Here is a 23,946-nt window from a genome sequence, read left to right on the forward strand (position 1 = left end):
GGTTTAAGCGAGTTTGTGAAATCTGTTGATTGCACCCCGTCATCGCGCTTAAATGCCCCCATGATGTCTTTTCACGATAGCTTTGCTGTGCATTTCGGGTGGCGGCGGTGATCCCGGTCGCGCTCGATCCGGCGCATGTGCGGATCGCGCTGGTCGGCCAGGGGCCGCTGGCGAAGCGCCGTCTCGCGCAGTTGCTGGACGGCGGCGCGGCACCGGCGGTCTATTCACCGGAACCGGATGCGGAATTGATCGCCCTCGCGGGAGCGGCCCTGCGCCGCGCCCTGCCCTCGCCCGCCGACCTGGAGGGCGTGCAGGTGCTGTTCGTCGTCGGCATCGACGAACCCACCGCGGAGTCGCTGGCCCGTCAGGCACGCGACCGCAGCATCCTGGTCAATGTCGAGGATGTGATTCCGCTCTGTGATTTCCACGCGCCGTCTGTGATACGTCGCGGCGACCTTCTCATGACCGTCTCCACCGGGGGCAAAAGCCCGGCGCTGGCCCAGGTGCTCCGCGAACGGCTGGAAACGCTGTTCCCCGCCGTCTGGGCGGACCGGCTGGCGGAACTCGCCGCGCTCCGCGACCGCCTGCGCGCCATGGGCGCCAAGGGACCCGAGGTGCTGCGCGCCTGCCGGGATCTGATCGCCGCCAAAGGATGGCTGCCATGATCGCATCGTCTCTTCTGTCGCGCCTGCCCACCTTCGAACCGGGCAGCGTCTGGCTGGCCGGAGCCGGCCCCGGCGATCCGGGCCTGCTGACCCTGCTGGCCGCCAAGGCGCTGGGCGAGGCCGACGCCATCGTCCACGACGCGCTGGTCGGCGGCGGCATCCTGGAGGCCGCCAACCCCGACGCCCTTCTGGTGGACATGGGCAAGCGGGCCGGCCATCCCTCCCCCAAGCAGGAGGCGATCAACGCCCGGCTGGTGGAGCTGGCGCGCGAAGGCCGGCGGGTGCTGCGGCTGAAGGGCGGCGATCCCTTCGTCTTCGGGCGTGGCGGCGAGGAGTGCCTGGCGCTGGCCGAGGCCGAGATCCCCTTCCGCGTGGTGCCCGGCGTCACCGCCGGGATCGGCGGGCTGGCCTACGCCGGCATCCCGGTGACCCATCGCGGCTTCGGCACCACCGCGACCTTCGTCACCGGCCACGACAAGGCCGGCGGTCTGCCCGCCGACCTGGACTGGGACGTCCTGGCGCGGATGCCCGGCGCGTTGGTGTTCTATATGGCGCTGGGCACCATTGGGACCATCGCCGAGCGGCTCGAAGCCGCCGGCAAGCCGCCGATGACCCCGGTCGCCATCGTGTCGAGCGCCAGCACCGAGGCGCAGAGCGTCATCGAGACCAATCTTGCCCATTGCGCGCGGGACGTCGTGCGGCTACAGGCCAAGCGCCCCGCGATCGTCGTGGTCGGCGAGGTCGTGCGGCTGCGTGCCCTGATCGGCGCGTGGCAGCAGACCACCGGCCAGAACCCGTTTCCCACCGCCGTGTCGGCGTGAGCGTTCGTGTTAGGAGTTGAAGGCATGGCGTTGAGTGATAAGTCCAGGAACGAGGCGGTGCTGAAGGCCATCACCGCGAACCGCCTGCGCGACGGCGAGGTGATCTTCCTCGCCCCCGGCCCCGACCTTGGCTGGGTGGAGCGTCTCGACGCCGCCGCCCTGTTCGAGGACGCGGCCGCCGCTGACACCGCCCTGGCCGCCGCCAAGGCGCAGGCGGAGGGCGAGCAGTTCGCCGTGGACGTCTACGCCTTCGACCTGCGAGTCACCGATGGGCAGCGGGTGCCGGTCAAGACGCGGGAGCGCATCCGGGCGCTCGGCCCCACCGTCCGCATCGATCTCGGCAAGCAGGCTGCGGCCTGAACCGGGCGGCCAACATTCTGAATAGGGCGAGTTCCATGAACCACATCGCGCCCGGCCGCAACGCCGGGGTCTACAGCTACGACGACATCGACCGCCGCTTCGTCGCGGAGCGCGTGGAGCAGTTCCGCGCCCAGGTCGAGCGCCGCCTGTCCGGCGAGCTGACGGAGGACGAGTTCAAGCCCCTGCGGCTGATGAACGGCCTGTACCTCCAGCTCCACGCCTACATGCTGCGCATCGCCGTTCCCTATGGCGTCCTGACCGCGCGGCAGCTCCGCAAGCTGGCCGAGATCGGGCGGAAGTACGACAAGGGCTACGGCCACTTCACCACCCGCCAGAATCTGCAGTTCAACTGGATCAAGCTGGAAGACACCCCGGCGATCCTGCACGAGCTGGCCGAGGTGGACATGCACGCGCTGCAGACCAGCGGCAACTGCGTGCGCAACGTCACCACCGACCAGTTCGTGGGCGCCGCGCGTGACGAGGTGGTGGACGGGCGCGTCTACGCCGAGATCCTGCGGCAGTGGACGACCCTGCACCCCGAATTCACCTTCCTGCCGCGCAAGTTCAAGATCGCCATCATGGGGTCGGACGCCGACCGCGCGGCCATCCGCGTCCATGACGTCGGCGTCTTCGCCAAGCGCAACGAGCGGGGCGAGGTCGGCTTCACCTTCTACGTCGGCGGCGGCCTCGGCCGCTCGCCCTTCATCGGCAAGCTGATCCGCGACTGGGTGCCGGAGGAGGACTTCGTCGCCTATCTCGAAGCCATCCTGCGCGTCTACAACCAGTATGGCAGGCGCGACAACATCTACAAGGCGCGCATCAAGATCCTCGTCCACGAGCTGGGCCAGGAAAAGTTCACCCAGGAGGTGGAGGAGGAGTTCGCCCGCCTGCGCGGCCCGAAATACCGCCTCGCCCCGGAGGTCGTCGACGAGATCCGCCGCCGCTTCGGCGGCCCGGCCTTCGAGACGCTGACCGACGAGCCGGAGTCCTTCCAGGCCGCCAAGGCCGCGAACCCGGACTTCGCGCGCTGGGTGGCGGTCAACGTGCTGGCCCACAAGGTCCCCGGCTACGCCGCCGCCACCATCTCCCTGAAGCCCGCCGGGGGCATCCCCGGCGACGCCACGTCGGAGCAGATGGAGCTGATCGCCGATCTGGCCGACGCGCACAGCTTCGGCGAACTCCGCGTCAGCCACGCCCAGAACCTCGTCCTAGCCCATGTCCGGCAGGACGAACTGTTCACCCTGTGGACGGCGCTGGAGGCCAACGGGCTGGGCACGCCGAACGCCGGGCTGATCGGCGACATCATCGCCTGCCCCGGCCTCGACTACTGCGCGCTGGCCAACGCCCGCTCGATCCCGCTGGCCCAGGCCATCTCGGCCCGCTTCGCCGATCCGGCGCGGCAGCAGACCATCGGCGAGCTGGGCATCAAGATCAGCGGCTGCATCAACGCCTGCGGCCACCACCATGTCGGCGCCATCGGCATCCTGGGCGTGGATAAGAAGGGCGAGGAGTTCTATCAGATCACCGTCGGCGGCGACCCGACCCTGACCACGGCGATCGGCGACATCCTCGGCCCGGCGGTGACCGCCGACGAGACGGTGGACGCCATCGAGGCCATCGTCGAGGTCTATCTGTCCAACCGGCACGACGGGGAACGCTTCATCGACACGCTGAAGCGCGTCGGCCACGGCCCGTTCAAGGAGAGAGTCTATGCCGCTCATTAAGGACGGCCGCATCGTCGAGGACGAGTGGGTCGCGGTCGCCGACGGCGAGCCGGTTCCCGCCGATCGCCCCGCCATCGTCACCTTCGAGCGCTGGCAGGCGGAGCGGGCGAGCTTCGACGGCCGCAACGCGGCACTGGGCGTCCGGGTCAAGAGCGGCACCCTGGCCCCGGCCATCGCGCCGGATCTGGACCGCTTCGCTCTGGTGGCGATCGAGTTCCCCAAGTTCCGCGACGGCCGCGGCTTCTCCACCGCGCGCGAGCTGCGGGAGCGCTATGGGTATGTGGGTGAGATCCGCGCGGTCGGGCACGTCATCCCCGACCAGTACCGCTTCCTCCTGCGCACCGGCTTCACCTCCGCCGAGGCGCCGGAGAACACCAACCCGGAGAGCTGGGCCCACGCCCTGACGGAGATCACCGTCGCCTTCCAGCCGTCGCTGGACGACCCGCAGCCGCTGTCCCTGCTGCGCCGCCGCCTGGAGTCCTGACCCCTCGCCGCACCGCGCCCGCTTCCACATGCTGGGGAGCGGGCGCCGTCCGGCTCACACCCCGCCGAACATCCAGAACAGGCTTGCCGCCGCCGCTGCGGCGACCGCCGCCAGCACACCGCCCGCGGTGCGCCGCAACCGGGCCTCGCGCCGCTCGACCTCCTGGCGCTTTTTCAGCAGATACTGCTGTTCGGGTCCGAGGAAGGCACCCGAATCACCGTCCAGGGAGAGGGCGCGCTTCGCCACGCCCCGGCCGCGCGTCACGGGAGCCGTCCGGACCGGCGGCCGCGCCGCCCGCCCCTCCAGGACTGTCGATTCGCCCGCCAGCGGGCGCCCCGACCCCGGACGACCCCGGCCCGCTTTCCTGGATGCCTTGCGTCTTTTGCTCGCCATGCTTCTCACCTCACCGTCGGCCGGCGAAGCATAGCGGCCCCGCCTGGCTTATCCACCCCTTGATGACGGCGGGCCAGCAAGGTCACACCGCGTTTCCCCACCTTCGTCGAATCATTTGGCAATTGAGGGGAATTCGCGCAAATCGCGTTTCAGTTCCCGAAAAAGCGGGTGGGAGACTGGAAAAAATCCCCACAACACCGCCCACACAGGCCGACGGAATCCGTACTATGCGGCATCGCGCCGATGCAGCCAGGATTTCCGCATGCCCCATGACGTTCCGCTAATTTCCATGATCGCCATCGCATTTGGGTTGGCCTTCATCTTCGGATACCTCGCAGACCGCATTCGCTTGCCTCCCCTCGTCGGTTATCTGGTCGCCGGCATCATCATCGGCCCCTTCACGCCGGGCTTCGTCGCCGACGGTGCCTTGGCCGCCCAGTTGGCCGAGATCGGCGTCATCCTTCTGATGTTCGGCGTCGGTCTTCATTTCTCGCCCTCGGACTTGCTGGCGGTGCGAAAAATCGCCATTCCCGGCGCGGTCGGCCAGATCGGCCTCGCCACCGCGCTGGGAGTCGGGCTGGCTTGGCTGTGGGGCTGGAGCCTCGGCGCCGGCCTCGTGCTGGGCCTCAGCCTGTCGGTGGCGAGCACGGTCGTGCTGCTGAAGGCTCTGGAAGAGCGCGACATGCTGAACACCGCCGAGGGACGCGTGGCGGTCGGCTGGCTGATCGTCGAGGACCTCGCGATGGTCCTGGCGCTCGTGCTGCTGCCAGCCCTGGCGGAGGTTCTGGGCGGCCACCCGCCCGGCGCCGCCGGGGGCCATGGCGCCAGCTCGGACGGTCCGATCTGGCTCACCCTGGCCCTGACGCTGGGCAAGGTCGCGGCCTTCTCCGTTCTGGCGATCGTGCTCGGCCCGCGCGTCGTTCCGGTGATCCTGACCAACGTGGCGCGGACCGGCTCGCGCGAGCTGTTCACCCTGTCGGTTCTCGCCATCGCGCTCGGCGTCGCGTACGGCTCGGCGGTGCTGTTCGGCGTGTCCTTCGCGCTGGGCGCCTTCTTCGCCGGCGTGGTGCTGAACGAGTCGCGCTTCAGCCACAAGGCGGCCACCGATTCGATGCCGTTGCAGGACGCTTTCGCCGTTCTGTTCTTCGTGTCGGTCGGCATGCTGTTCGACCCGTCGATCCTGCTGCGCGACCCGCTGGCGGTCATCGCCGTGGTGGCCCTGATCGTGGTCGGCAAGTCGCTGATCGCCTTCGGCATCGTGATCCTGCTGCGCTTCCCGGTGGGCATGGGACTGGCGGTGTCGGCCAGCCTCGCCCAGATCGGCGAGTTCTCCTTCATCCTCGTCGGGCTGGGCATGTCGCTCGGCCTGTTGCCGGAGGAGGGGCGCGACCTCGTGCTGGCCGGCGCGCTGCTGTCGATCACACTGAATCCGGCGGTCTTCGCGGGCGTCACGATGCTGCGCAAGCATCTCCAGGCCAAGCGGGCCGCCGGTGTGCCGCCCTATGGCTGGGAGCAGTTCGAACAGCTCCAGAGCAGCCTCGCCGACGCCCGCCACCAAGCGGAGGAGCGCGAGAAGGAGCACGACCTGCAAATCCAGGCGCTGGCCAAGACCTTCCCGGTGCTGTCGCTGCTGGACGCCCACGAGCAGGAGCGGCTGATGATGCTGTTCCGGCCCAAGTCGGCGGTGCCCGGCGAGCGGATCATCCGCAAGGGCGACCGCGCCAACGCCATGTACTTCATCTCCTCCGGCGCCGTGGAGGTGCTGATGGAGGGCCAGACCATCCGCCTGGGCGCCGGCACGATGTTCGGCGAGATGGCGCTGCTGAGCGGCCAGCGGCGCAACGCCGACGTCGCCGCGGTCGACTACTGCCAGCTTCAGGTGCTGGAGCGGCGCGACTTCAACCAGTTCACCGCCCGCCATCCGGCGCTGCGCACCGCCCTGATCGACATGGCCGCGCAACGGCGCAAGATGAACCAGCAGGACGCCGCCACCGACGAGGCCGTGGCCGCGTCGGAAAGCGCCGCCTAAAGCGAACTTCCGTTCGCTTTAGGCTCAAATCGCCTCATTCGCCGGCGGGCTCCGGTCGCATGTGCGACCGGGACCGCCGTCGCGGTCCAAAGCGGATTGCAATCCGCTTTAAGCGGACGCGCTTTGGCAACGGAACGCCGCCGGCCTCTCCAGCAGAGCCCCGGCGGCTTCCGCAAACAGGCCGCTGGAGAAAAGCAAAAGAAAAGGCCTTGGAGCCGATCAGCTCCAAGGCCTTTTCATCTTCCAGAACATTGGTCGGAGCGACAGGATTTGAACCTGCGACCCCCAGACCCCCAGGATGGGGATGGAGGCGTAAGGGCATTGAAATCATTGGATTTTCAAAACCCGAATCAGGCCATTTTTCCACACAATTTGACCCCGAGTTCCACACGGATTTCCACACAGGATGGCCGTGTGGAAGAGTATGTGGAGGCGACGGCACCAACCATCTCCAACCCCATCCAGGTGCTGAGCATCCTGCTGGCCGACCCGCTGGAACGGTTGGCCCGGACGCAGTGCGACGGGTCCGCCTCCTGGCGTTTGCTTCGTGATGGCCGATTCGTTTCTCCCGATTCGGCGGATAAGCTGCGCGGACCGTCGGCCGTGGAGTTCTACGTAAGCATCCGGTGAGCGCCGCGGTCAGGCTGGCTTCCAGTTCCAGGGCAGCAGTTCGGGCAGGCGGTTTTGCGGGAGGTCTGCGATGCGGGCCAGCACATTGGCCAGCCACGCCTGCGGGTCAACGTCGTTCAGCTTGGCTGTGGTGATCAGGCCGTACATGATGGCGGCCCGGTGGCCGCCGCGATCGGAGCCGCAGAACAGCCACGCCTTTCTGCCCAAGGCAATCCCGCGCAGGCCGCGTTCGGCGGCGTTGTTCGTCAGGCACAGCCGGCCATCGCCGAGGAAGCGGGTGAAGCCGTCCCAACGGGTCAGCATGTAGTCCATCGCCTTGGCCACGGGGGCATGGCGGGAGAGCCGGGCACGCTCCATCCGCATCCAGCCCTCCAGCGCGGCTACCAGGGCGATGCCGTGCTCCTGGCGGGCCGCCCGCCGCTCGGCCGCCGGCTTGCCGTTCAAGGCGCGCTCGAGATCGAAGAGGGCGTCGATGCGCCTCACGGCCTCCAGCGCCAGCGGTGAGATCGGCGGGGCGTCCTTGCCGCGTCTGGTGTTCGCGGCGATGTCGGCCAACTTGAAGAAGCCGCGCCGGGCATGCGCCCAGCACAGCGCGGCATGGATCGGCCCCGGCCGACGGTCGGGCTCGTACAGCCGGTTGTAGCCGGCGAACGCATCGGCCTGCAGCCAGCCGGTGAAGCCGGCCAAGTGCTGTTCGGGATGCTCGCCCTTACGGTCGCGCGAATAGTGAAACAGCGCCGCCGGTGGGGCTTGGCCGGCGAACGGCCGGTCATCGCGCACATACACCCACAGCCGCCCGGTGTCGGTCTTGCCCTTGGCCAGCACGGGCACCGGCGTGTCGTCTCCATGCAGCCGCCCGGCCGCCATCACATGCGCCGCGATCAGGTCGTGCAGCGGCTTCAGCACCGCGGCGGCGGTGCCCACCTGGTCGGCCAGGGTGGACAGGCTGAGCGGCACGCCCTCGCGCGCGAAGCGTTCGGCTTGCCGGTTCAGCGGCTGATGCTGGCCGAACTTCTCGAACAGAACGGTGGCCAGCAGGTTGGGGCCGGCCCAGCCCCGCGGGGTGGCGTGGAACGGCGCCGGCGGCTGGCTGATCGTCTCGCAGGCCCGGCAGGAGAACCGCTCCCGCACTGTCTGGATCACCTTCCACTGGCGCGGGATCACCTCCAGCGTCTCGGTGATCGTCTCGCCCAGCTTGCACAGCTTGTCCGAGCCGCAGCACGGGCAACTCGCCGGGGCCGGCACAACGACGCGCTCACGCGGCAGGTGGTCGGGAAAGGGCTGGCGCGATGGCCGTTTGCGGGTGAAGGCCGTCACCGCGGTGGTTTTGGCGGCGGCCTGCTCGGCCGCCAGTTCGTCCTCGCTGGCCGTTGCTTCCAGCTCTTCGAGCTGGAACTCCAACTGGTCCAGCAGGCGCGCCTTGCGCTCGGAGCGCGTGCCGTAGAGTTCGCGCCGGAGCTTCTCGATTTCCAGCTTCAGGCTGGCGATCAGCGCCTCGGTGTTCGACGCCATCGCCCTGGCCCGGGCCGCTTCGGCTTCCGCCGCGTCCGCCCGTGCCTCGGCCTGCGCCAAGGCGGCGCGCAAGCGGGCGATGTCGTCGGGCAGGGTGGCGGTCATGGAGCCAGTTTACCTGGGATCGCGCCGTCGAACCGCCGCAATCCCCCCTGAACCGGTCCGTCGATTCACCGTGTCGCAGTCACCCCGCGGTCTCGGGGCGCCAAGTCTTCTGCGGATTGCGCCAGTCGATGCCTTCGAGCAGATAGCCCATCTGCCCGACCGAGATCGATACCGCGCCGTCCGCCGGCGTGGGCCAGATGAAACGGCCCCGCTCCAGCCTCTTCATGAACAGGCAACTGCCCTGGCCGTCATGCCAGATGATCTTCACCAGATCGCCGCGGCGTCCGCGGAAGATGAAGAGATGGCCGCTGTGCGGGTCTTGGGCGAAGCGTTCCTGCACCAGCAACGCCAAGCTCGCCCAGCCCTTGCGCATGTCGGTGTGCCCGGTGGCCAGCCAGACCCGCACCCCGCTCGGCACCGGGATCATGCCAGGGCACCGATGACAGCCGCCGCCAAAGCCGGGTCGACCGGCCCTTCCAGACGCAGGCGTGCCCCGCTGGGCAAGATGACCTCGAGGACCGCCGGGCGCGTGGCCGGCGCGGCCGGAAGCGGCAATGGCCCAGGGGGCTCCACGACCGGCGGTTCGGTTAGGGTCGGCTCCGGCGTGATGGTCACCGCGACGAAGCTGGACGGTTCGGCCACGGCGCTCCCTGTGGCCTTCATCAGCCCCCGCCAGCGGTACAGCAGGCTTTCGTGCACGCCCAGCCGGCGGGCCGCCTCCGTCACCACCACGCCGGGGCGGAACGCCTCCTCGACCATCCGCACCTTCTCCGCCGGCGTGTAATTCCGCCGCCGCTCCGTTCCCGTCAGAACCTCGACCCGCTGATAAGCCATGACGTTTGCAACTCGTTTGCGTCCGCGCGATGACGCGCCACACAAACCTCAGACGCCACCCCCTACTTTGCCAAGGCGGCGCTCACCGGAGGCGTACAGTTCTACAGCGGGCGCCTGTTCGCGATCGAGGGGGAGGATGGGGCCGCCGATCTCCCGGTGGTGTATGCATGGTTCACGAAACCGTGAGCCAAACCACTTCGGCTGATTGGGTGGACTGCGAACACATGCAGCGTGACGGCGTCATGCCTTCTCTGCTTGAAGGCTCTCCCGCTCGAACTCGCCCAGGAAAAACAGCGCGCTGCTGGCGAGTGCCCGGACCTCGCTGGCCAGCTCGCCAAATTCTGCCAGTCGTCACGGCGTCGGGGGGTTCCGAGCAGGTCAGCGCCAGCACCTTGGCCACGATGGCGGTCGGCAGCGGTGCCCGGCCGGTCTTGCGCGTCTTGTCGCGCAACAGCGCATCCACGCCTTGTTCGGCGTAGCGCACCTGCCAGCGCCAGACCGCCGGGCGGCTGACACCGGCGCGGCGCGCCACATCCTGCACCGGTAGCCGCTCGGCCGAGAGCACGATGATGTTCGCCCGCTGCGTGTGCTTGAGCGGGCGGTTCCGGTCGCCGAGGATCGCGGCCAAGCGCGCGCGGTCCTCCGGTCCAACGATGACGCTGACGGTCTGGGCCATGCCGACAGAATCGCACGACCGCCGCCCAATGTGAATCCTGCGTCTGCGTCAGTGCACTAGATCAGTCGCAATATCTCCTGCTCTATTGCATTATGGAACAGTTCTGCTGGCCCTCCTCGTTCAAGGCTATAATGAAGCTCAACCACCTTTTCAGCGCGTGAAATTGCAAGATAAGCAAGCGAGGCGAATCGGCGACGAGCATCAGGGTGCGTTCCAACCGCAGCAGCGTCCTGCCTATTGCAGCCAATAACAAATACAGTTTTGAACTGTAGGCCAGCAACATACTCTGGCATGCTGAAGACAAAGCGCTTCCCTGCATGTTGTATAGAGACAATCTCATCACGTGATGTAATTGGAAGATACGAGTCCTTTTTTGCTCCAGCACGCAAATAGGAATGGAATAGGTCATGTGACAGAGACAGGATCGCAACATCAGATCCTCTTCTCTGTTGGTGCGCAAGACGTTCGGCTTTATTGAAGATTTGGTTGTACAAAGACAGATCGTCTGCGTGCTCACTAATTGTAGGGAGTGGACCCGGTTCAAGCCGGGAAAAGCTAGCGTGGGGTGCCCAGTCGCTCCCCAAAAGGGAAGCCGGATAGAGTGCATCGATGTATGAAACGAGCCTAAGGATCTCCGGCGTGTATCTAAACACATCGGTCAAATCCATTCGCTCAATTCTCCCAAGCTTTGTTTCTCGCCATAGCGCAGAGTTCCCTTCCTCTCCATCAAGGCTTGGCAAGAATAGATCGCGAGTTGACTGTTTAGGATCATAGGCCATTATTACGACAGGAGGCTCCTCTTGTTTCCTTGTCAAAAGATGAAAGGCTGACCTGTCTTGTTTATTGAAGAAATGCAGTTCATCTACGAATATAACGTCATAACCGTCCCGCTTGCGGAGATTTGACCACCTAAACTGATCCAAGTGACCGAGGAAATCGGCAACAAGCTGATCGTTGCTGATTGTTCCCATATCAGAAAGCTCTTTCTTGTAAATGCGGTAGAGGTCAATTACGACCTGCCTGTCACCATCCTTGTTAAGCTGCATTGACCAAGACGGACGTTTTTCCTTCAAATACTTCGAAGCCTTTTCATCGAATGAGCCAGCGCCGTAAGCATCAAGAATGGCGCCGAACTCATTCATTATCTCGTAGACAAAAGCCCTTCTTTCAATGCTGGACAAATTATATCCCATCTGCTTCTGGAAGAGCTCAGAGCAGCGCATCCTCTTAGCGAGCCATCCAGATTTCTGATATGAGTTAAGGACACTATCGACCAGCTCGAACTGCAGACGCATCCCCTCGTCAGCATCCAACGACAAAGGAGTGATTCCATCAAGGTCAAGCCTTAAATGTCTTGCGGCTAGAGCATGAAGAGTTGTCACATCGATAGTGACGTCTTCGCACAGCCCGTCAAGAATGCCCTGCTCGTCTAATGATCTAATGATGTTTTCAGCCTGCTCCGCAACAGCCTTATTCGGTGTTATGTAGGCCAAGCGCACAGGCCTCTTATTCTTTATAGAAATGTATGCCGTCTGAAGAAGCTTCAAGATAAGCGCGATGGTCTTACCTGTACCTGGCGCGCCTCGGAGGCGGATTGATTGAGATGCCGGGGTTTCAATGACGAATCGGCGTTGATGCTGCGTAAGCCGGTCAAGCCAGCTATCGTAACTCCATCCGCCGGCAATGCTGTTTGGCATATTGTCGCCTAAATCGAATACGTTTCTTAATCCGCCATTCTCTCTCCGCCTGCGGCGATGGAAAAGCAGAGCTTTCGGGTAGGAGGCGATTGCCCTTCTGAACAAGTCAAAGTCCGGAATAAGCTCCGACCAATCTTTATTTTCGGTATCAACTCCAAATATATATGAGTGATTACTCCCGTCTGGCCTTCGGTCCAACAAAAGGCGCACGTTTTCGCCAACGTTTTTGGCGTCTGATTGAAAAGTTACAATGCTACCGTGATTAAATTTGTGCCACCCCTCAGGAATTTTCACGGATGCTTCAAATACACTTAAGGAGGCTGTGAGTGCACGCGATAATGCCTCACTGTGTCGTTCCTCGGGTAAGCTGTCAACAATGCCACCACCCGTCATCCTGATTACCGCTAACTGAGACTGCTCAGTCGCATCAGGGCCTAGCGCGTAGAGCATTTGTCCAACTCGGAACAACGTGAGGCCATCCTCCGGCAGGGCTCCACTACGGAGTAGATCGAGCAGTCTTGTATAAGTGGTAAACATCTTTAGTGCGGATAACTCAACATTCCAAGTAATCATTTGGATTCTCCTGAAGTAAGCGGCCGCTCTGAAAAACGAGATATGATAGCTTCGCACTGACGATCATATGCGATATCGAAACCTATTCGGCTGAATAAATGTCCGAAACGTTGCGCAACTCCATATTTGTAGTCTTTTTCGAGTCTAGAAAAGCGGAGAGCATGATCATCTGACACAATCTCGGATAAAAGAAAGTATATATTCTCCCGTTTTGTTTGCCTGAGGTGGCTGAGCATTGCTATCAACCCGCTATCCTCAGACCCCTGAACAGATGTAATCAAGAATGTACTCTCGGGAAGATTATCAAATGAGCTTTTTATTTTATCTTGAACAATTTTTAACGCGGCATCCTGCTTTCCTTTTTCTTTAACTGCGTAGGCAATTTTTAAAGAGTTTATGGCTTCAGTGTAATCCTGCGCCGCATTAGGTAGAGTCGCAAAGGCGCGGAAAATTTCTATCTTTCTCGAAAGCTTAGTTATTTCATTACGATTTTTACATCCAATAGCTTCAGCTATCAATGCTCCATCCTCGCTCATAACCCAGTCGATTATATCTGATTTCGTGAGAAGCGGGGCATCACTGTGATTTTCACGATTTAGTTTATTAATTTGCTTCCAAATCGACTCAATTTGCTCGCCAGACTCCTGCTTCTTTATTGAATTGAAAATAACTTCTTGTACATATCCTGAAAATGTGAGGAGTGGAACATAGCTGATCAATCCATGGCTTTTATCGTTTTCAATGTCACAGTCTGCTGTTAGGACAACTCCATAGCGATCCCAAACGCCATAGCGGTTAGGCCAAACCAATATGTCCCCCTGCAGTAAGGGCGAGCTGTCTTCAACGGGAATGGTGTCGACCATAGGGTTCACATACGGTTGAATAGGTTGAGGGATCACACCCTCTCATACTGGTTTTGGTATGGCAATGTTCGATTTTATCGACTTGAGGTGATAGGCTTCCAATTTTAAGTGTGTTCGGTTCTAAGGAACGCGCCTCTATGAGATTATGATCGGTACTCATAGTGAGCTTTCGATGCGCAGCTGACTGAAAAGTCTTCCAGATGCGCGACCACCACAGGCTGGCGCGTGCCGGCGCCTCTGCCTGCCAGACTGCAGTTCCTCGGCCAAATGTGTTGAACCGACCTCGATAGCAGGCGGGGCCTGTTAGGCAATCAGGCACCTCTCCTCGCTGGCCAGCTGCCCAGAGTGTTCCGGCAGTTCCACAACTTCCATCTTCGGGGCCGCATCCTGCGCCATCACCTCAACAGGATCTCCGCACCCATGCCCGGCCAGCCGGTGCCGCTCTTCGGTGGCCGCCGCCCGGAAGTAATCGGCGATGAAGGCCCTGACGGATGACGCCAAATTAGGACAAGCGCGATAAAGGGAAATAACCTTCGTTTCCACGAAGCTCACCACTTCGTTTACGCTTGTCCCTTCACGGTTGCAGATATCGTCAAGGGATTCCCACATTAACGGCTCCAGCCGCATCGACGTGCGGCGCCCGTTCACAGTCACGTTCTTTTGCACGAGCATGGCCCGCCCTTTCGCGAGTGTGCACCAGTGTATGTTTTGCAATCGAATAAAATCAATCGCCACACCACGGGCACAATGACGCGCGATTTTCATGCGAATCGGGGCCTCTAAACGCGATCCATGGTCGCTTACAAGCCAGGAAAGGGGCGATCCAAACGGGCATGATGGTGGTTCATCCAACCCAACAGCAGGCTCGAATAGGTTGTGCAACATCTCGCATCAACTCGCGCCATCCTATATGCTTAGCGGAAAGCATGGCCGACAACATGGGAGACGACCATTGAGCGCGATCATCTGGAAAGACGATGTCTTCGGGGTATCCGTCACGGAAGACAGCCAGGGCAGGTTTTGGATAGCAACGTCGGACAGGACCCCGCCGGCTTTTCGGGAAAAGCCTTACATCTGCGATGGGCACTTTCTGAGCCGTGAAGATGCCATTTCCAACGCCCAGATACTCGTAGAGCACTGCCAGCTCGGTAGCTTTGGCGAACTGAGAAACCGCAATGCCTAAGGGACTACAAGGCCAGAAGCGCCCCGGGGACATGATGAGAGCGGCTATCATGGCATCCACGATCACCGCTCACGCCCGCACCACCGGCACATCTGCCAACGCAGTCGTATAGCTGGGCGAACGGCTATCCTGGCGCATCCGCCAAGCTCGGCCGATTGTGGCCGCCGGCACCAGCGTGTCGCGGCCCATCCGGCTGTTGATCGCGTCCATCGCCGCCATGAGCCGTGCGCCGCGCGCCCGATCGGCAGCGGCCAGCAGGTCAGGCTGCACCTTGGTAACCGGCACCAGCCCGGTCAGGATCACACCGGCCTTGCTGAACTGGAAGCCTTCGCGCCAGATCCTGCGGGCGCCGGCCGTCGCCGCAGCGATCAGCGCGAAGGTGTCGTCGGTCGCCGGCCGCAGTTCGACCGTGGCGGCGTTGCTGTAGGCCGGACCGGGCCGGAAGGGCGACGTGTGCATGAAGACCTGGAGGGCTTCGGCGGCCAGCCCCTCGGCGCGCAACTTCTCCCCGGCCCGAGTCGCATAGGCCGCCACCGCCTCCCTCATCGGCTCCCACTCCGTCACCGGCTGGCCGAAGCTGCGGGTAACGGCCGTCGTCTTGCGCGGCGCCGGCGCCTGATCGAGCGGCAGGCAGGACAGCCCGCGCAGCTCGTAGACAATCCGCTCGCCCACCACGGTCAGCACCTGCCGGGCGCGCCGGGGCTCCATGTCGCGCAGATCCGCCGCGGTCTTCACCCCCAGCATGCCCAGCTTCTCGGCGCTGCGCCGGCCGATGCCCCAGACGTCCTCAACTGGCACGACGCGCAGCACATGCTCACGCTCCGATTCGCCGCCCAGGGCGCAGACGCCGCTGTCGTCCAACAGCGTCTTCTTGGCAGCGTGGTTCGCCAGCTTGGCCAGCGTCTTCGTCACGGCGATCCCGACGCAGGTCGGAATGCCGGTCCACCGCCGGACCGTCGCCCGGATCTCTGCGGCGTAGGCCCGAAGGTCGCGGCCCTCGAAGCCGGAGAGATCCAGGAAGGACTCGTCGATGCTATAGACCTCCAGCCGTGGCGTGAAGCCGCGCAGGCAGTCGGTCACCCGGGCCGATAGGTCGCCATACAGCGAGTAGTTGGAGGACAGCACCCGTACTCGATGCTGGCGGACCAGATCGCGCACCTCGAACAGCGGCTGGCCCATCTTCACGCCCAACGCTTTCAGCTCGGCGGAGCGGGCGACGAAGCACCCGTCGTTGTTCGAAAGCACGCCGACCGGGACGCCTTCGAGCCGGGGGTCGAAGACCCGTTCGCAGCTCACATAGAAATTGTTGCAGTCCACCAGCCCGTAGACCCGCGGCGGCGCCATGGCCATCAGCGCCGATGCAGGCGCACGGTGCTGGTGACCACACCCCACACCTCGAAGCCGGGTCGGTCGGTGACCTCGGTGGGCCGGTAGCTCGGATCGTCGGTCTCCGGGATCAGGTAGACCCGCCGCCCCCGGATCAGCAGCCGCTTGCAGACCAGTTCGCCGTCCAGCACCGCCACCACAACATCGTCATGCCGGGCGGTCAGGCTGCGATCCACGATGGCCAAGTCACCGTCATGGATGCCCGCCCGCGTCATGCTGTGGCCGGCAACGCGCAGGGTAAAGGTGGCGGAGGGGTGCGGGACCAGAACTTCGGCGAGATCGATTCGGCCCTCGACATAGTCCGCCGCCGGGCTGGGAAAGCCCGCCGACACCACCGCCTCGACCGCCACCACCGGACACGACGTCATCAACACCGGAACCGGCGTCTTCATGCCCACCTCCCCCATCTGAACCCTCAGGCGAGGATGGCGCGGAACGAGAACTTTTCAAGAACTAAAAGCGGTTGACACCAACGTTGGGGAGTGCGGAGCAGCGGTCAAAATGGGAATATCGTCCCGGTTTATCACCCGCAGGATGGTGGCGGTTTCACCCTACCCGGCCTACACATCCCCGCCCCGGGCCGGCTCTCGGCGGTAGGCAACACCAGAGGCATCGCATGAACTATCAGGACCTGATCAAGGCGATCAACACCGCCCCCCGCGATCCAGGCGGCTGCACACCGCCGGTGGTTGACGTGGTTCGCGCCGGCGGGGAAAAGGTCCGGTTACTGGTCAACGCCGCCTTGGGGTGGGAGATCAGGCGTCAGCGCAAGGCCGGTCTCGGCGATGAGGGCGAGGTGCTGGCCTTGCGCGATCAGCTCGTTGCCAACATAGAGGCGGCGAGGGCGAATCCATGACCATCCTCGCCGCATGACCTATCACAACTTACTTCAGAATGAAGGCAAGGTAAGAGTCAGATCCCACGGTCCCAATGGTTTGCGTGATGGCACCAATGGCCTTGCCGGAGAACGTCACGCTCATGTCGATCGAGCCGTTGTTGTCAAGGTCGATATGCGCCGTGGCGCCCTTGTAATTGTCGGCACCAGACATCTCGGCCCACGTAATTTTTGATGTCCCTTCGTTCCAGCCCCAGGCAGTGGTCCACTCCCCAGCCTCCAAATCTGTCACAGTGGACCACGTGACCCCGCCACCGCGACCATCCAAGAAGAACGTGTCCGAACCAGCGCCACCGGTCAGGAAGTTTGAGCCGGTTCCGCCATCGATCACATCATTCCCGTCACCTGCGTTAACGGCATCGTTGCCGGCGGTCATGTTGAAGAAATCTCCGTCGGTCGATCCATTCACGGCTTCGTCCGCCGAAGACCCGATGAGCTGCCACTTGAGCCCGGCAACCGGGCCGGAATAGGCTGTGGCTGCAACGCTGTCGCCGACCCCACCGACTGATCGAGAAAAGACCGCGGCCGGCTCGCTGCCCTTGGCCTCTGTACCCGTCACCGCTGTCGGCGGCGCCGGAATATCCTCGCTACGTGATCCGGTGCCGGTCGGCTGCGACGTTTGCGAGGAGGTGTTCTTGCCGTCTCCCCCCACATCCTCAGCAACCGCAAGCCCCCAAGAACCCGATCCACGAATGTAAGAATTCGATACACTCAAATAATAAGTACCGGTCGCATCCGGCTTGAATCCTACGATACTATCGTAGCTGTATTGGTCATACGCCCCAATATCATCACCATCGACGTAGCGAAGAAGATATCCGCTCGAATCGAAGATGCTGAGATCAACCTGATAGGTTCCTTTAGCGATGAAGTTATAGGTTGCGTTACTTGAGAGATTGACTGTCACAAAGTCGATAACTTCGTAGGTTGTAAACACGCCCGATGCGGTACCTAAATTCTCGTATAAACTTGATCCACTTGCCACAAAGGAGACCTTGGCGTCAGGATTTTTCCATGACTCCAGACTCATTTCGCTCGCTGCGTGGGTTTCAGTCCAAAACGGATTGCGCGCCATCGGTATCTCCATTCATATGCGTACAATTTACAACCAAGCCAAACAAGGCTATGCCAACCTTTAATGGATAATCACCAAGAAACCCGGACCTGTCTAGGTTCTTAATCTACAATTGTACGCTCCCCTTAGCATCTGCTAGCCCTTCCACACCCCCAACGGTGGAAGCCTTCCGACATGCCCCGCCCCACGATCACCGGCGCCCTATGGATCATCGCGTCCGCGCTCGCCTTCATGGCCGCCAACATCGCGATCCGGCACCTGGGCGCTAAGCTGCCGCCGCTGGAGATGGCCATGTTCCGGTCAGCCGGCGGCTTGATCATGGTGCTGGTCGCGTGGCGGGCCTTCTTGCACCTGCGCCAACTCCGGGACCCACACATCCACCTCGTGCGGGCGGTTGTGGGCGCGGTGTCGCTGATCGCGCTGGTCCACTCTTACGCCACCCTGCCCGTCGCCCTGGTCACCGCCTTTATGTACGTCCGAGCTGCGTTGGTGGTGCCCATGGCTTGGCTGTTCCTGAAGGAGCGGGTTGGCCCCGACGTGTGGGCCGCGGTCGGCCTCGGCATCGCAGGGGGCGTCGTAGCGCTCTGGCCTCGCCTCTCCGCCATTGGGACGCCGGCGGCTGTGTGGCACGGTTGGGAGGCGCTGATCCTGCCGCTTGCCGCCCTCGCCGGAGCCGGGAGCCACATCTGCATGCGCCGGCTGGCCCTGACCAACCCGCCGAGCGTCGTGGTGGCCGTCTCCGCGATCCTGGTGACCGCCGTGGTGGCGGTGCCAGCGTCCAGCGTGGCGATCGAGCCGCCGGCCGCCGATATCCCGCTGTTGGTCGGCATGGCCCTGCTGAGCGGGCTGGCGCAATGGTTCACGGTCCGCGGCTACCGCTACGCCTCCCCTGCCCGGCTGGCACCGTTGTCGCTGATCGACGTGCCGATTGCCTTGGTGGCCGGCTACGCGCTGTTCGGCGAGGTGCCGGGCAGCATGCAGGCGGTCGGGTCGGGAATGATCATCGGGGCGGCGCTTTACGTGTTTCGGGCGGAGCGGTCCGATTCGCGCTAAAATTCGTCCGAGTCGGTCCCATAATTCGAGAAAATTGCGCAACATTATTATCGTATCGCGCAACCTCACCCATCACCTACACATGCTGGTATGCAGCAATCTTACTGCAACTAAAAAAGTTCGCTACCCACTTGGCCACACCGGTTGCGCAACGAAATTCCCAGCAAGGCTTACGAATCAAGCACCTGACGCTCAAATTGGTTCACCCAACTCCACAGAATCGCTCATAGGTCTGGATCGCCCCAGCATCACACCCCCCACGTGGGTGGTAGTGGCGCACAAGATCGCTTTGTTACGTTCAGACGAAAGGAAAGCCACAACTTTTGAATAGCCCAAACGATGACGATGCTGCCGCTCCCGTGGGACATCCCAGGTCCATTCGCCGACATGGCCGTGATGGCGTCACGGCTCAATGCATTGCTCGTCATCATCGATCCAAACGATAACATCGTTTACGCCAGCCAAGATAAAAAGCGCCTATATCCGTTCATCGACTTTTCTGCGCCACAAACCTTCGAATCAATGCTGCGCTCGTCATGGAAACATGGAGCGGATAACGGAATCATCAGCCCACCAGACTTCGAGGCGCAGCTTGCTGATGCACAAATTGCCCGTCGAAGCCCTCGCCTTGAATTCACCCGCCGATTTCCAACCGAATTGATCTGCGCGCACATCCGTCTCGACAACGGGTGGAACGCCCAGTTGCGTGTCGAGCCGGATCGGGCTGGCCTTCGCCAATACTTCTCACGCGACCTTCCGACCTTCGGACTGCTCGAAGCGATCCGGCAAAAGGAATCTGCCGAGCAATGCGCCGCGGCCCTCGACTGCTTGGCATTCGGCATCGCAGTCCTGGGACCTGATAGACGGATCAAGCACAAGAATACCGCCATGACCGATCTCATCAGCCGGTCCGACGGCTTACTGGTGGACGAGTACGGGCGCCTATCAGCGCTTCACGGCGATGACACTGCGGAACTATCGCGTCTCGTGGCGCTTGCCAGCTTGGGCCGCCTCTTAGCGCCGACCGCGGCAACCAGCATTCGAGCTGCAGCAGGAAGGTCGCACATCGTGTCGGTATCGCGAGGCGGTGATTCCGTTGGATCAGCGGTCGTGATGGTCGCGCCGGCCAGTCTTGATGTCGCGGCCGTTTCCGACGTGCTGCACCGAGACTTCAAGCTAACCCCCGCGGAGGCTGAACTGGCCGCCATGATCGGCAACGGCTTCACGAACGACGACGCTGCCAAAGAACTCGGAAAAGCGCCTGGCACCGGGCGCGAGCAAGTCAAAAACATCCTGAAGAAACTGGATGTTGGGGCACTCGCCAACCGCGGTCAGACGGGCCTTGCCCGCTGGGTAGCCGTATTGGGGGCGATCACCGGAGCCGCCCGGTTTCGCGGCAAATCATGAAAAGAGGAAAGAACTGATGGATATCTTGAGCAAGGTCCAGGCGATCAACGCCATGAACCTGGACATTCTGGTCGATGACCTCGTGCGCGGGGGCATACCAAAGGAAGAGGCTGCGGTGGCAGTTGAGCGCTATCGGTCCTTCCTAACTGCTGTGGCCGCCTACCCGACGGAAACCCTCGTCCCGTCGAAACTGGTGGACAAGGTGTGGCACGCCCACATGCTGCGCCCGCGGGTGTATTTCGAGGATTGCATGGTCGCGCTGGGCCAGATCGTGGACCACACTCCAGGAGTCTACGGCACGCCTGCCTATGAGGCCGCCTACGCCATGACGCGCAAGCTCGTCAGCTACGGCCACACGATGCCGGTAGATCCCTACGCGGATCACCCAATGGCCGGCGCCGAGTGCTTCCGCGAGCCGGGCGAAGGCGATGAATGGCCGCTGGTGCGGAGCCGTGCCAGTGCAGCCTGAATGTCGAGGTAGCCCAGGTCGCGGCCAGGCGACCTGGGCGCCTTACCACAGATCATAATGATGAGTTCGGTGATCGGGGTGTGGTTGGCGCCGCTCCCGTTCACCGGCTCAGTCACTCACTTATGGAGCGAGTGATGCGAAAGAATGTGCCCCCGAAATCGAGGGAGCGCAAGGATATGCGCGCGGCAACAGTGTGGCACAAACTAATCGGAAGTGCCGCCCACGCTTAATCGAACTCCAAGTCCACCGCCAAGTGACTGCTCGCCATCACCGATAAATGCGACACCAGCACTCTCCAGCGCGGTCTGCATCCGCTTGATCGAGAGGTCTTCCGTGTTCTTCCCGTTCTCAAAACGGGAGACGGTGTTGACGCCAACCATAGCGGCGGCTGCGAGGTCGCGGACGCTCAAGCGTAGCGCCGCTCGAGCCATCGCGCATTGGCGAGGAGTCATCATGTGGTGAAAATATCACCACAAAGGGGTAGACACAAGCCGAAGGTGGTGGTTACATAATCACCATGTGGGTTTCATAACACCACAACGACAGTGCCGCCACAAATGAAAAGCGCCCAGCTGCGCGAACAGCTGGGCGCCCTATCAGCAGAGCCGCGCGAACGGCTCAACGGTCCCCACCAACCTTGGAAAGCCCATGAAGACCGACCCTCAAAATACCATGATACTCAGCGAGGTGCGCGGTGAAAGTGCACCAGGAGAGCCCCCCCAGGACACCCATGTGCTGATGGTGTCGCGCTCCCCTGCCGATGTTCTTGATCTGCAAGGGCGCTGCGCCGTGCTAGCGGAAACGGGCGGTGACGGAGCCGTCGAGGCCGGTGTAATCGGCGATACGTTCGACTGGCTGTTCGGCATCAGCGATGTAGACCCGCTGGCCGCCTACGGCGAATCGGGCGAGGAAGGTGACAGCGAACAGGCCATCGCATCGGGTGCGAACCCGCCGACTAATGGAAATGTCGCCAGCCGTCTGAAGCTGCTGGAAGACGCCTTTGCCACCACCATCATGACCGGCAACGGGATGATCGCACTGGCGAAGTCACTGGGCACCAGCCTGAAGCAGGCCGAGGCTGATCGGGACGCAATGCGCAATGAAACGATGACTCTATGCGAGGTTGTCAATCGGCTCGTCGGCCAAGCCTGTGCGGCTCATGCGCGAGAAGACGCGCTGCGCGGTGTCCTGCGCTTCGACCCCACGACTTATCCCACGATGGAAGCCGCTGCGGTCGAATGGGCAGGAAAGCTGTCCGTTGATCCGGTTTCGCTGCTGGAAGCGTGCGAGGCCATTGCCGCTGCGGCGCTCAATGGCGAACAGCCGGCACCGGCCCTTCTCCAGCAACGCATCCACGATTGGATGCTCGCCTGCTTCGGCGCCGAGGTCGCCGCCGACAAGCTGGAGCGCAACCACCGCTTCCTGGAGGAGGCGCTGGAGTTGGTACAGGCGTGCGGCTGCAGCCAGGGCGAGGCGCACCAGCTCGTGGACTACGTGTTCGGTCGCCCGGTCGGCGAACTGGCGCAGGAAGTCGGCGGCGTGATGGTGACCCTGGCCGCGCTGTGCCAAGCGCAGGGAATCGACATGGCCGAGGCCGGTGAGACCGAACTGGCCCGCGTGTGGACGAAGGTGGAGGCAATCCGCGCCAAGCAGGCTTCCAAGCCGAAGGGCTCGCCGCTGCCCACCACCAGTGCTGGGGAGGATCGCTGATGCGCTCCACCATGATCGCGTCACTGAACTTGACCTTCCGTGATGCCGTTGATCGGTGCCTGGATCTGATCGCCCAGCAGAACAGCACACCGACCGACACCGAGGAGGGCGAGGCCCGCGCCGATGCCATCGCCGTGCAGTGGCTTCGGTTGGCCGACAAGCTTCTGTCCGCCGTCCCGGTCACCATGGCGGACGGCGCGGCAATCGCCGACCTGCTGTTGGACGACTGCGCCGGCCTGCCGAACGCCGGAGTGCACGGCCCCAAGCTGGCCGCCCTCGTCCACCTCCGGAACTTGCTGGCGCGGCAGGTCGAGCAGCTGGATGACGGCGCTGACTGCGGCCCGTTCCTCGCCGACGTCCGCCGCTGGCTGGAACTTGAAGCGACCATTGGCGCCGAAGGACAAGACGACGCCGACCTGATCGATTCGAGCGAGGAGGCTTACCGTCTAGCCCTGAAGATCGCGGCGTACGATGGGAACCCGACGCTGGCCATGGCTGCCAAGGCGCTGCTGCTCTGGGCCGAACACCCGGTGGCCTGCCACCCAGACAGCAGGCCCGGTGCCCTGCCGTTCCCGCCCCCGGTGTCGGCTGCCCAGAAGGAGGAGGACGCGCTGATCTTCGGGTTGGTCACCGATGCGCTACGGGCGGTGCCGGAGTTGAAGGCGCTGCTGACCGGCGAAGCGGCCGTTGCGAACGAGGCGGACGACTTCGGCGCAGCCATTGCCAGCCTCGCCGACCGGGCCATCCCTCACACCGCGCCTACGGTCCCCACCGCCATCACCGATGCTATGGTGGAGGCGGGTGCCAACGCCGCCGGCTGCTCCCCCGACGCCTTCCGGGCCGGGTTCACGGCGGCGCTCAAGATGATGGAGGCTGCGTGATGTCCATCCTGCTGCAGTTTCACACGGATCGGGGCGCGCCGCGCCCCGTCCACACCGAGATCCACGTCGAGCGCTTAACCCTGCGCGCCGCCGCGGATTGGCAACAGGACATCGCCGCAGAGTGCCGGCGCCGCCGGACGCTCAGCGCCGACCTGTTCGACTGGCTGGAGCGCCGCGGCCTGTTCGACCGCTGCACAGTGCTGGCCGCCATGGAGGCGGAGACGCCGCTGGTGTTCCGCCGGATCGGCGTGCCGACGGTGAAGGTTCTCGGCATGGGCTGGAGCCGGTCCATGATCGGCCAGCCCGAGGCCGCCGACCCGCACGCCGACTACGCCCACCGGATCGGGCTGGAATACGCCGAGGCCATCGGCGCGGGCGAGGCCCTGTTCAACCGGATCGCTGTGACCGGCGTGGGGCGACCCTTCGTCTACACCCAGGCGCTGTTCGGGTGGGAGGACCGCGGGCGGCGGGCCGTGCTGTCGGCCATCGACGTTCATACCATCCACTGAAGTCGAGCCGGG

26 protein-coding genes and 1 pseudogene are annotated in these 23,946 nt (G+C 63.2%); 15 read left to right on the top strand and 12 right to left on the bottom strand.

What is annotated here, in order from left to right; all coding sequences use genetic code 11:
- Window positions 1-107 precede the first annotated feature (107 nt).
- Genes D3869_RS01165 through D3869_RS01185 form a run of 5 tightly spaced genes read left to right on the top strand, consistent with a single transcriptional unit; the run spans window position 108 to window position 4,054 of the window.
- Window positions 108-665, top strand: coding sequence for a precorrin-2 dehydrogenase/sirohydrochlorin ferrochelatase family protein (locus D3869_RS01165; RefSeq protein WP_137138606.1), 558 nt, complete (start codon window positions 108-110; stop codon window positions 663-665).
- Window positions 662-1,486: a uroporphyrinogen-III C-methyltransferase gene (cobA, locus tag D3869_RS01170; protein ID WP_137138607.1), complete on the top strand. Its 825-nt coding sequence runs from the start codon at window positions 662-664 to the stop codon at window positions 1,484-1,486. The genes D3869_RS01165 and cobA overlap by 4 nt, the downstream gene beginning before the upstream one ends.
- 24 nt (window positions 1,487-1,510) lie before the next feature.
- On the top strand, window positions 1,511-1,846 hold the full coding sequence (locus D3869_RS01175; protein ID WP_247895678.1) for a DUF2849 domain-containing protein: 336 nt from the start codon (window positions 1,511-1,513) through the stop codon (window positions 1,844-1,846).
- 35 nt (window positions 1,847-1,881) lie between these two features.
- Window positions 1,882-3,570 (top strand): nitrite/sulfite reductase, encoded by a 1,689-nt coding sequence (locus tag D3869_RS01180; RefSeq protein WP_137138608.1) that lies wholly within the window; start codon window positions 1,882-1,884, stop codon window positions 3,568-3,570.
- Window positions 3,557-4,054, top strand: a complete 498-nt coding sequence (locus D3869_RS01185; protein ID WP_137138609.1) for a DUF934 domain-containing protein — start codon at window positions 3,557-3,559, stop codon at window positions 4,052-4,054. The genes D3869_RS01180 and D3869_RS01185 overlap by 14 nt, the downstream gene beginning before the upstream one ends.
- 54 nt (window positions 4,055-4,108) lie before the next feature.
- Here the strand turns inward: D3869_RS01185 and D3869_RS01190 are convergent, their stop codons facing one another.
- A complete protein-coding gene (locus D3869_RS01190; protein WP_137138610.1) occupies window positions 4,109-4,447 on the bottom strand; it encodes a hypothetical protein in 339 nt (112 codons plus the stop codon).
- A gap of 349 nt (window positions 4,448-4,796) precedes the next feature.
- On the opposite strand from D3869_RS01190, the gene D3869_RS01195 reads away from it, so the two are divergent.
- Window positions 4,797-6,476, top strand: a complete 1,680-nt coding sequence (locus tag D3869_RS01195; RefSeq protein ID WP_432613404.1) for a cation:proton antiporter — start codon at window positions 4,797-4,799, stop codon at window positions 6,474-6,476.
- Window positions 6,477-6,890: 414 nt separating this feature from the next.
- A complete protein-coding gene (locus tag D3869_RS01205) occupies window positions 6,891-7,106 on the top strand; it encodes a hypothetical protein (protein ID WP_137138613.1) in 216 nt (71 codons plus the stop codon).
- A gap of 9 nt (window positions 7,107-7,115) precedes the next feature.
- Here D3869_RS01205 and tnpC read toward each other — a convergent pair whose 3' ends face one another.
- The 7 genes and pseudogenes from tnpC to D3869_RS01240 form a co-directional block, all read right to left on the bottom strand.
- Entirely contained in the window at window positions 7,116-8,723 is a 1,608-nt protein-coding gene (gene tnpC / locus D3869_RS01210) for an IS66 family transposase (RefSeq protein WP_137138614.1), read from the bottom strand.
- Between the two features lie 79 nt (window positions 8,724-8,802).
- Window positions 8,803-9,150, bottom strand: coding sequence for an IS66 family insertion sequence element accessory protein TnpB (gene tnpB / locus D3869_RS01215; RefSeq protein ID WP_137138615.1), 348 nt, complete (start codon window positions 9,148-9,150; stop codon window positions 8,803-8,805).
- Window positions 9,147-9,557: an IS66-like element accessory protein TnpA gene (gene tnpA / locus D3869_RS01220; protein ID WP_137138616.1), complete on the bottom strand. Its 411-nt coding sequence runs from the start codon at window positions 9,555-9,557 to the stop codon at window positions 9,147-9,149. The genes tnpB and tnpA overlap by 4 nt, the downstream gene beginning before the upstream one ends.
- Window positions 9,558-9,897: 340 nt before the next feature.
- A pseudogene (locus tag D3869_RS01225) lies at window positions 9,898-10,233 on the bottom strand (helix-turn-helix domain-containing protein); the annotation flags it as partial.
- A 56-nt stretch (window positions 10,234-10,289) separates the two neighbouring features.
- Window positions 10,290-12,503, bottom strand: a complete 2,214-nt coding sequence (locus tag D3869_RS01230; RefSeq protein WP_137138617.1) for a UvrD-helicase domain-containing protein — start codon at window positions 12,501-12,503, stop codon at window positions 10,290-10,292.
- Complete coding sequence (locus tag D3869_RS01235; RefSeq protein ID WP_137138618.1) at window positions 12,500-13,366, bottom strand: hypothetical protein; 867 nt, start codon at window positions 13,364-13,366, stop codon at window positions 12,500-12,502. Before D3869_RS01235 ends, D3869_RS01230 begins: the two co-directional genes overlap by 4 nt.
- Window positions 13,367-13,669: 303 nt before the next feature.
- Window positions 13,670-14,131, bottom strand: coding sequence for a ribbon-helix-helix domain-containing protein (locus D3869_RS01240; RefSeq protein WP_175426374.1), 462 nt, complete (start codon window positions 14,129-14,131; stop codon window positions 13,670-13,672).
- Window positions 14,132-14,318: 187 nt separating this feature from the next.
- On the opposite strand from D3869_RS01240, the gene D3869_RS01245 reads away from it, so the two are divergent.
- Window positions 14,319-14,549, top strand: a complete 231-nt coding sequence (locus D3869_RS01245; protein ID WP_137138620.1) for a hypothetical protein — start codon at window positions 14,319-14,321, stop codon at window positions 14,547-14,549.
- Between the two features lie 69 nt (window positions 14,550-14,618).
- Here the strand turns inward: D3869_RS01245 and D3869_RS01250 are convergent, their stop codons facing one another.
- Window positions 14,619-15,893 (bottom strand): Y-family DNA polymerase, encoded by a 1,275-nt coding sequence (locus D3869_RS01250; protein ID WP_137138621.1) that lies wholly within the window; start codon window positions 15,891-15,893, stop codon window positions 14,619-14,621.
- A gap of 5 nt (window positions 15,894-15,898) precedes the next feature.
- Window positions 15,899-16,327: a LexA family protein gene (locus D3869_RS01255; protein ID WP_137138622.1), complete on the bottom strand. Its 429-nt coding sequence runs from the start codon at window positions 16,325-16,327 to the stop codon at window positions 15,899-15,901.
- 224 nt (window positions 16,328-16,551) lie between these two features.
- Between D3869_RS01255 and D3869_RS01260 the strand changes: the two genes are divergently transcribed.
- Window positions 16,552-16,791 (top strand): hypothetical protein, encoded by a 240-nt coding sequence (locus D3869_RS01260; protein WP_137138623.1) that lies wholly within the window; start codon window positions 16,552-16,554, stop codon window positions 16,789-16,791.
- Between the two features lie 28 nt (window positions 16,792-16,819).
- Here the strand turns inward: D3869_RS01260 and D3869_RS32940 are convergent, their stop codons facing one another.
- Entirely contained in the window at window positions 16,820-17,905 is a 1,086-nt protein-coding gene (locus D3869_RS32940) for a calcium-binding protein (RefSeq protein WP_175426375.1), read from the bottom strand.
- Between the two features lie 174 nt (window positions 17,906-18,079).
- Here D3869_RS32940 and D3869_RS01270 point away from each other — a divergent pair, with 174 nt between their 5' ends.
- From D3869_RS01270 to D3869_RS01280, 3 genes are all read left to right on the top strand, one after another.
- The gene (locus tag D3869_RS01270; protein WP_137138624.1) at window positions 18,080-18,958 is read left to right on the top strand and encodes a DMT family transporter; all 879 of its coding nucleotides are present in this window, start codon (window positions 18,080-18,082) and stop codon (window positions 18,956-18,958) included.
- A 339-nt stretch (window positions 18,959-19,297) separates the two neighbouring features.
- Window positions 19,298-20,365, top strand: coding sequence for a helix-turn-helix transcriptional regulator (locus D3869_RS01275; RefSeq protein WP_137138625.1), 1,068 nt, complete (start codon window positions 19,298-19,300; stop codon window positions 20,363-20,365).
- Window positions 20,366-20,381: 16 nt separating this feature from the next.
- Entirely contained in the window at window positions 20,382-20,834 is a 453-nt protein-coding gene (locus tag D3869_RS01280) for a glycine-rich domain-containing protein-like (protein ID WP_137138626.1), read from the top strand.
- Between the two features lie 203 nt (window positions 20,835-21,037).
- Here D3869_RS01280 and D3869_RS01285 read toward each other — a convergent pair whose 3' ends face one another.
- Window positions 21,038-21,289 carry a helix-turn-helix domain-containing protein gene (locus tag D3869_RS01285; protein WP_282183619.1) on the bottom strand — a complete coding sequence of 84 codons (252 nt, stop codon included), beginning with the start codon at window positions 21,287-21,289 and terminating at the stop codon, window positions 21,038-21,040.
- A 193-nt stretch (window positions 21,290-21,482) separates the two neighbouring features.
- Between D3869_RS01285 and D3869_RS33390 the strand changes: the two genes are divergently transcribed.
- The 3 genes from D3869_RS33390 to D3869_RS01300 are packed head-to-tail and all read left to right on the top strand — an operon-like array spanning window position 21,483 to window position 23,934.
- Entirely contained in the window at window positions 21,483-22,544 is a 1,062-nt protein-coding gene (locus tag D3869_RS33390; RefSeq protein ID WP_211114949.1) for a hypothetical protein, read from the top strand.
- Window positions 22,544-23,425 (top strand): hypothetical protein, encoded by an 882-nt coding sequence (locus D3869_RS01295; RefSeq protein WP_137138627.1) that lies wholly within the window; start codon window positions 22,544-22,546, stop codon window positions 23,423-23,425. Before D3869_RS33390 ends, D3869_RS01295 begins: the two co-directional genes overlap by 1 nt.
- Window positions 23,425-23,934, top strand: a complete 510-nt coding sequence (locus D3869_RS01300; RefSeq protein ID WP_137138628.1) for a hypothetical protein — start codon at window positions 23,425-23,427, stop codon at window positions 23,932-23,934. Before D3869_RS01295 ends, D3869_RS01300 begins: the two co-directional genes overlap by 1 nt.
- The last annotated feature ends 12 nt before the right edge of the window (window positions 23,935-23,946 follow it).

It is taken from the genome of Azospirillum brasilense, assembly GCF_005222205.1.
Classification (GTDB): domain Bacteria; phylum Pseudomonadota; class Alphaproteobacteria; order Azospirillales; family Azospirillaceae; genus Azospirillum; species Azospirillum brasilense_G.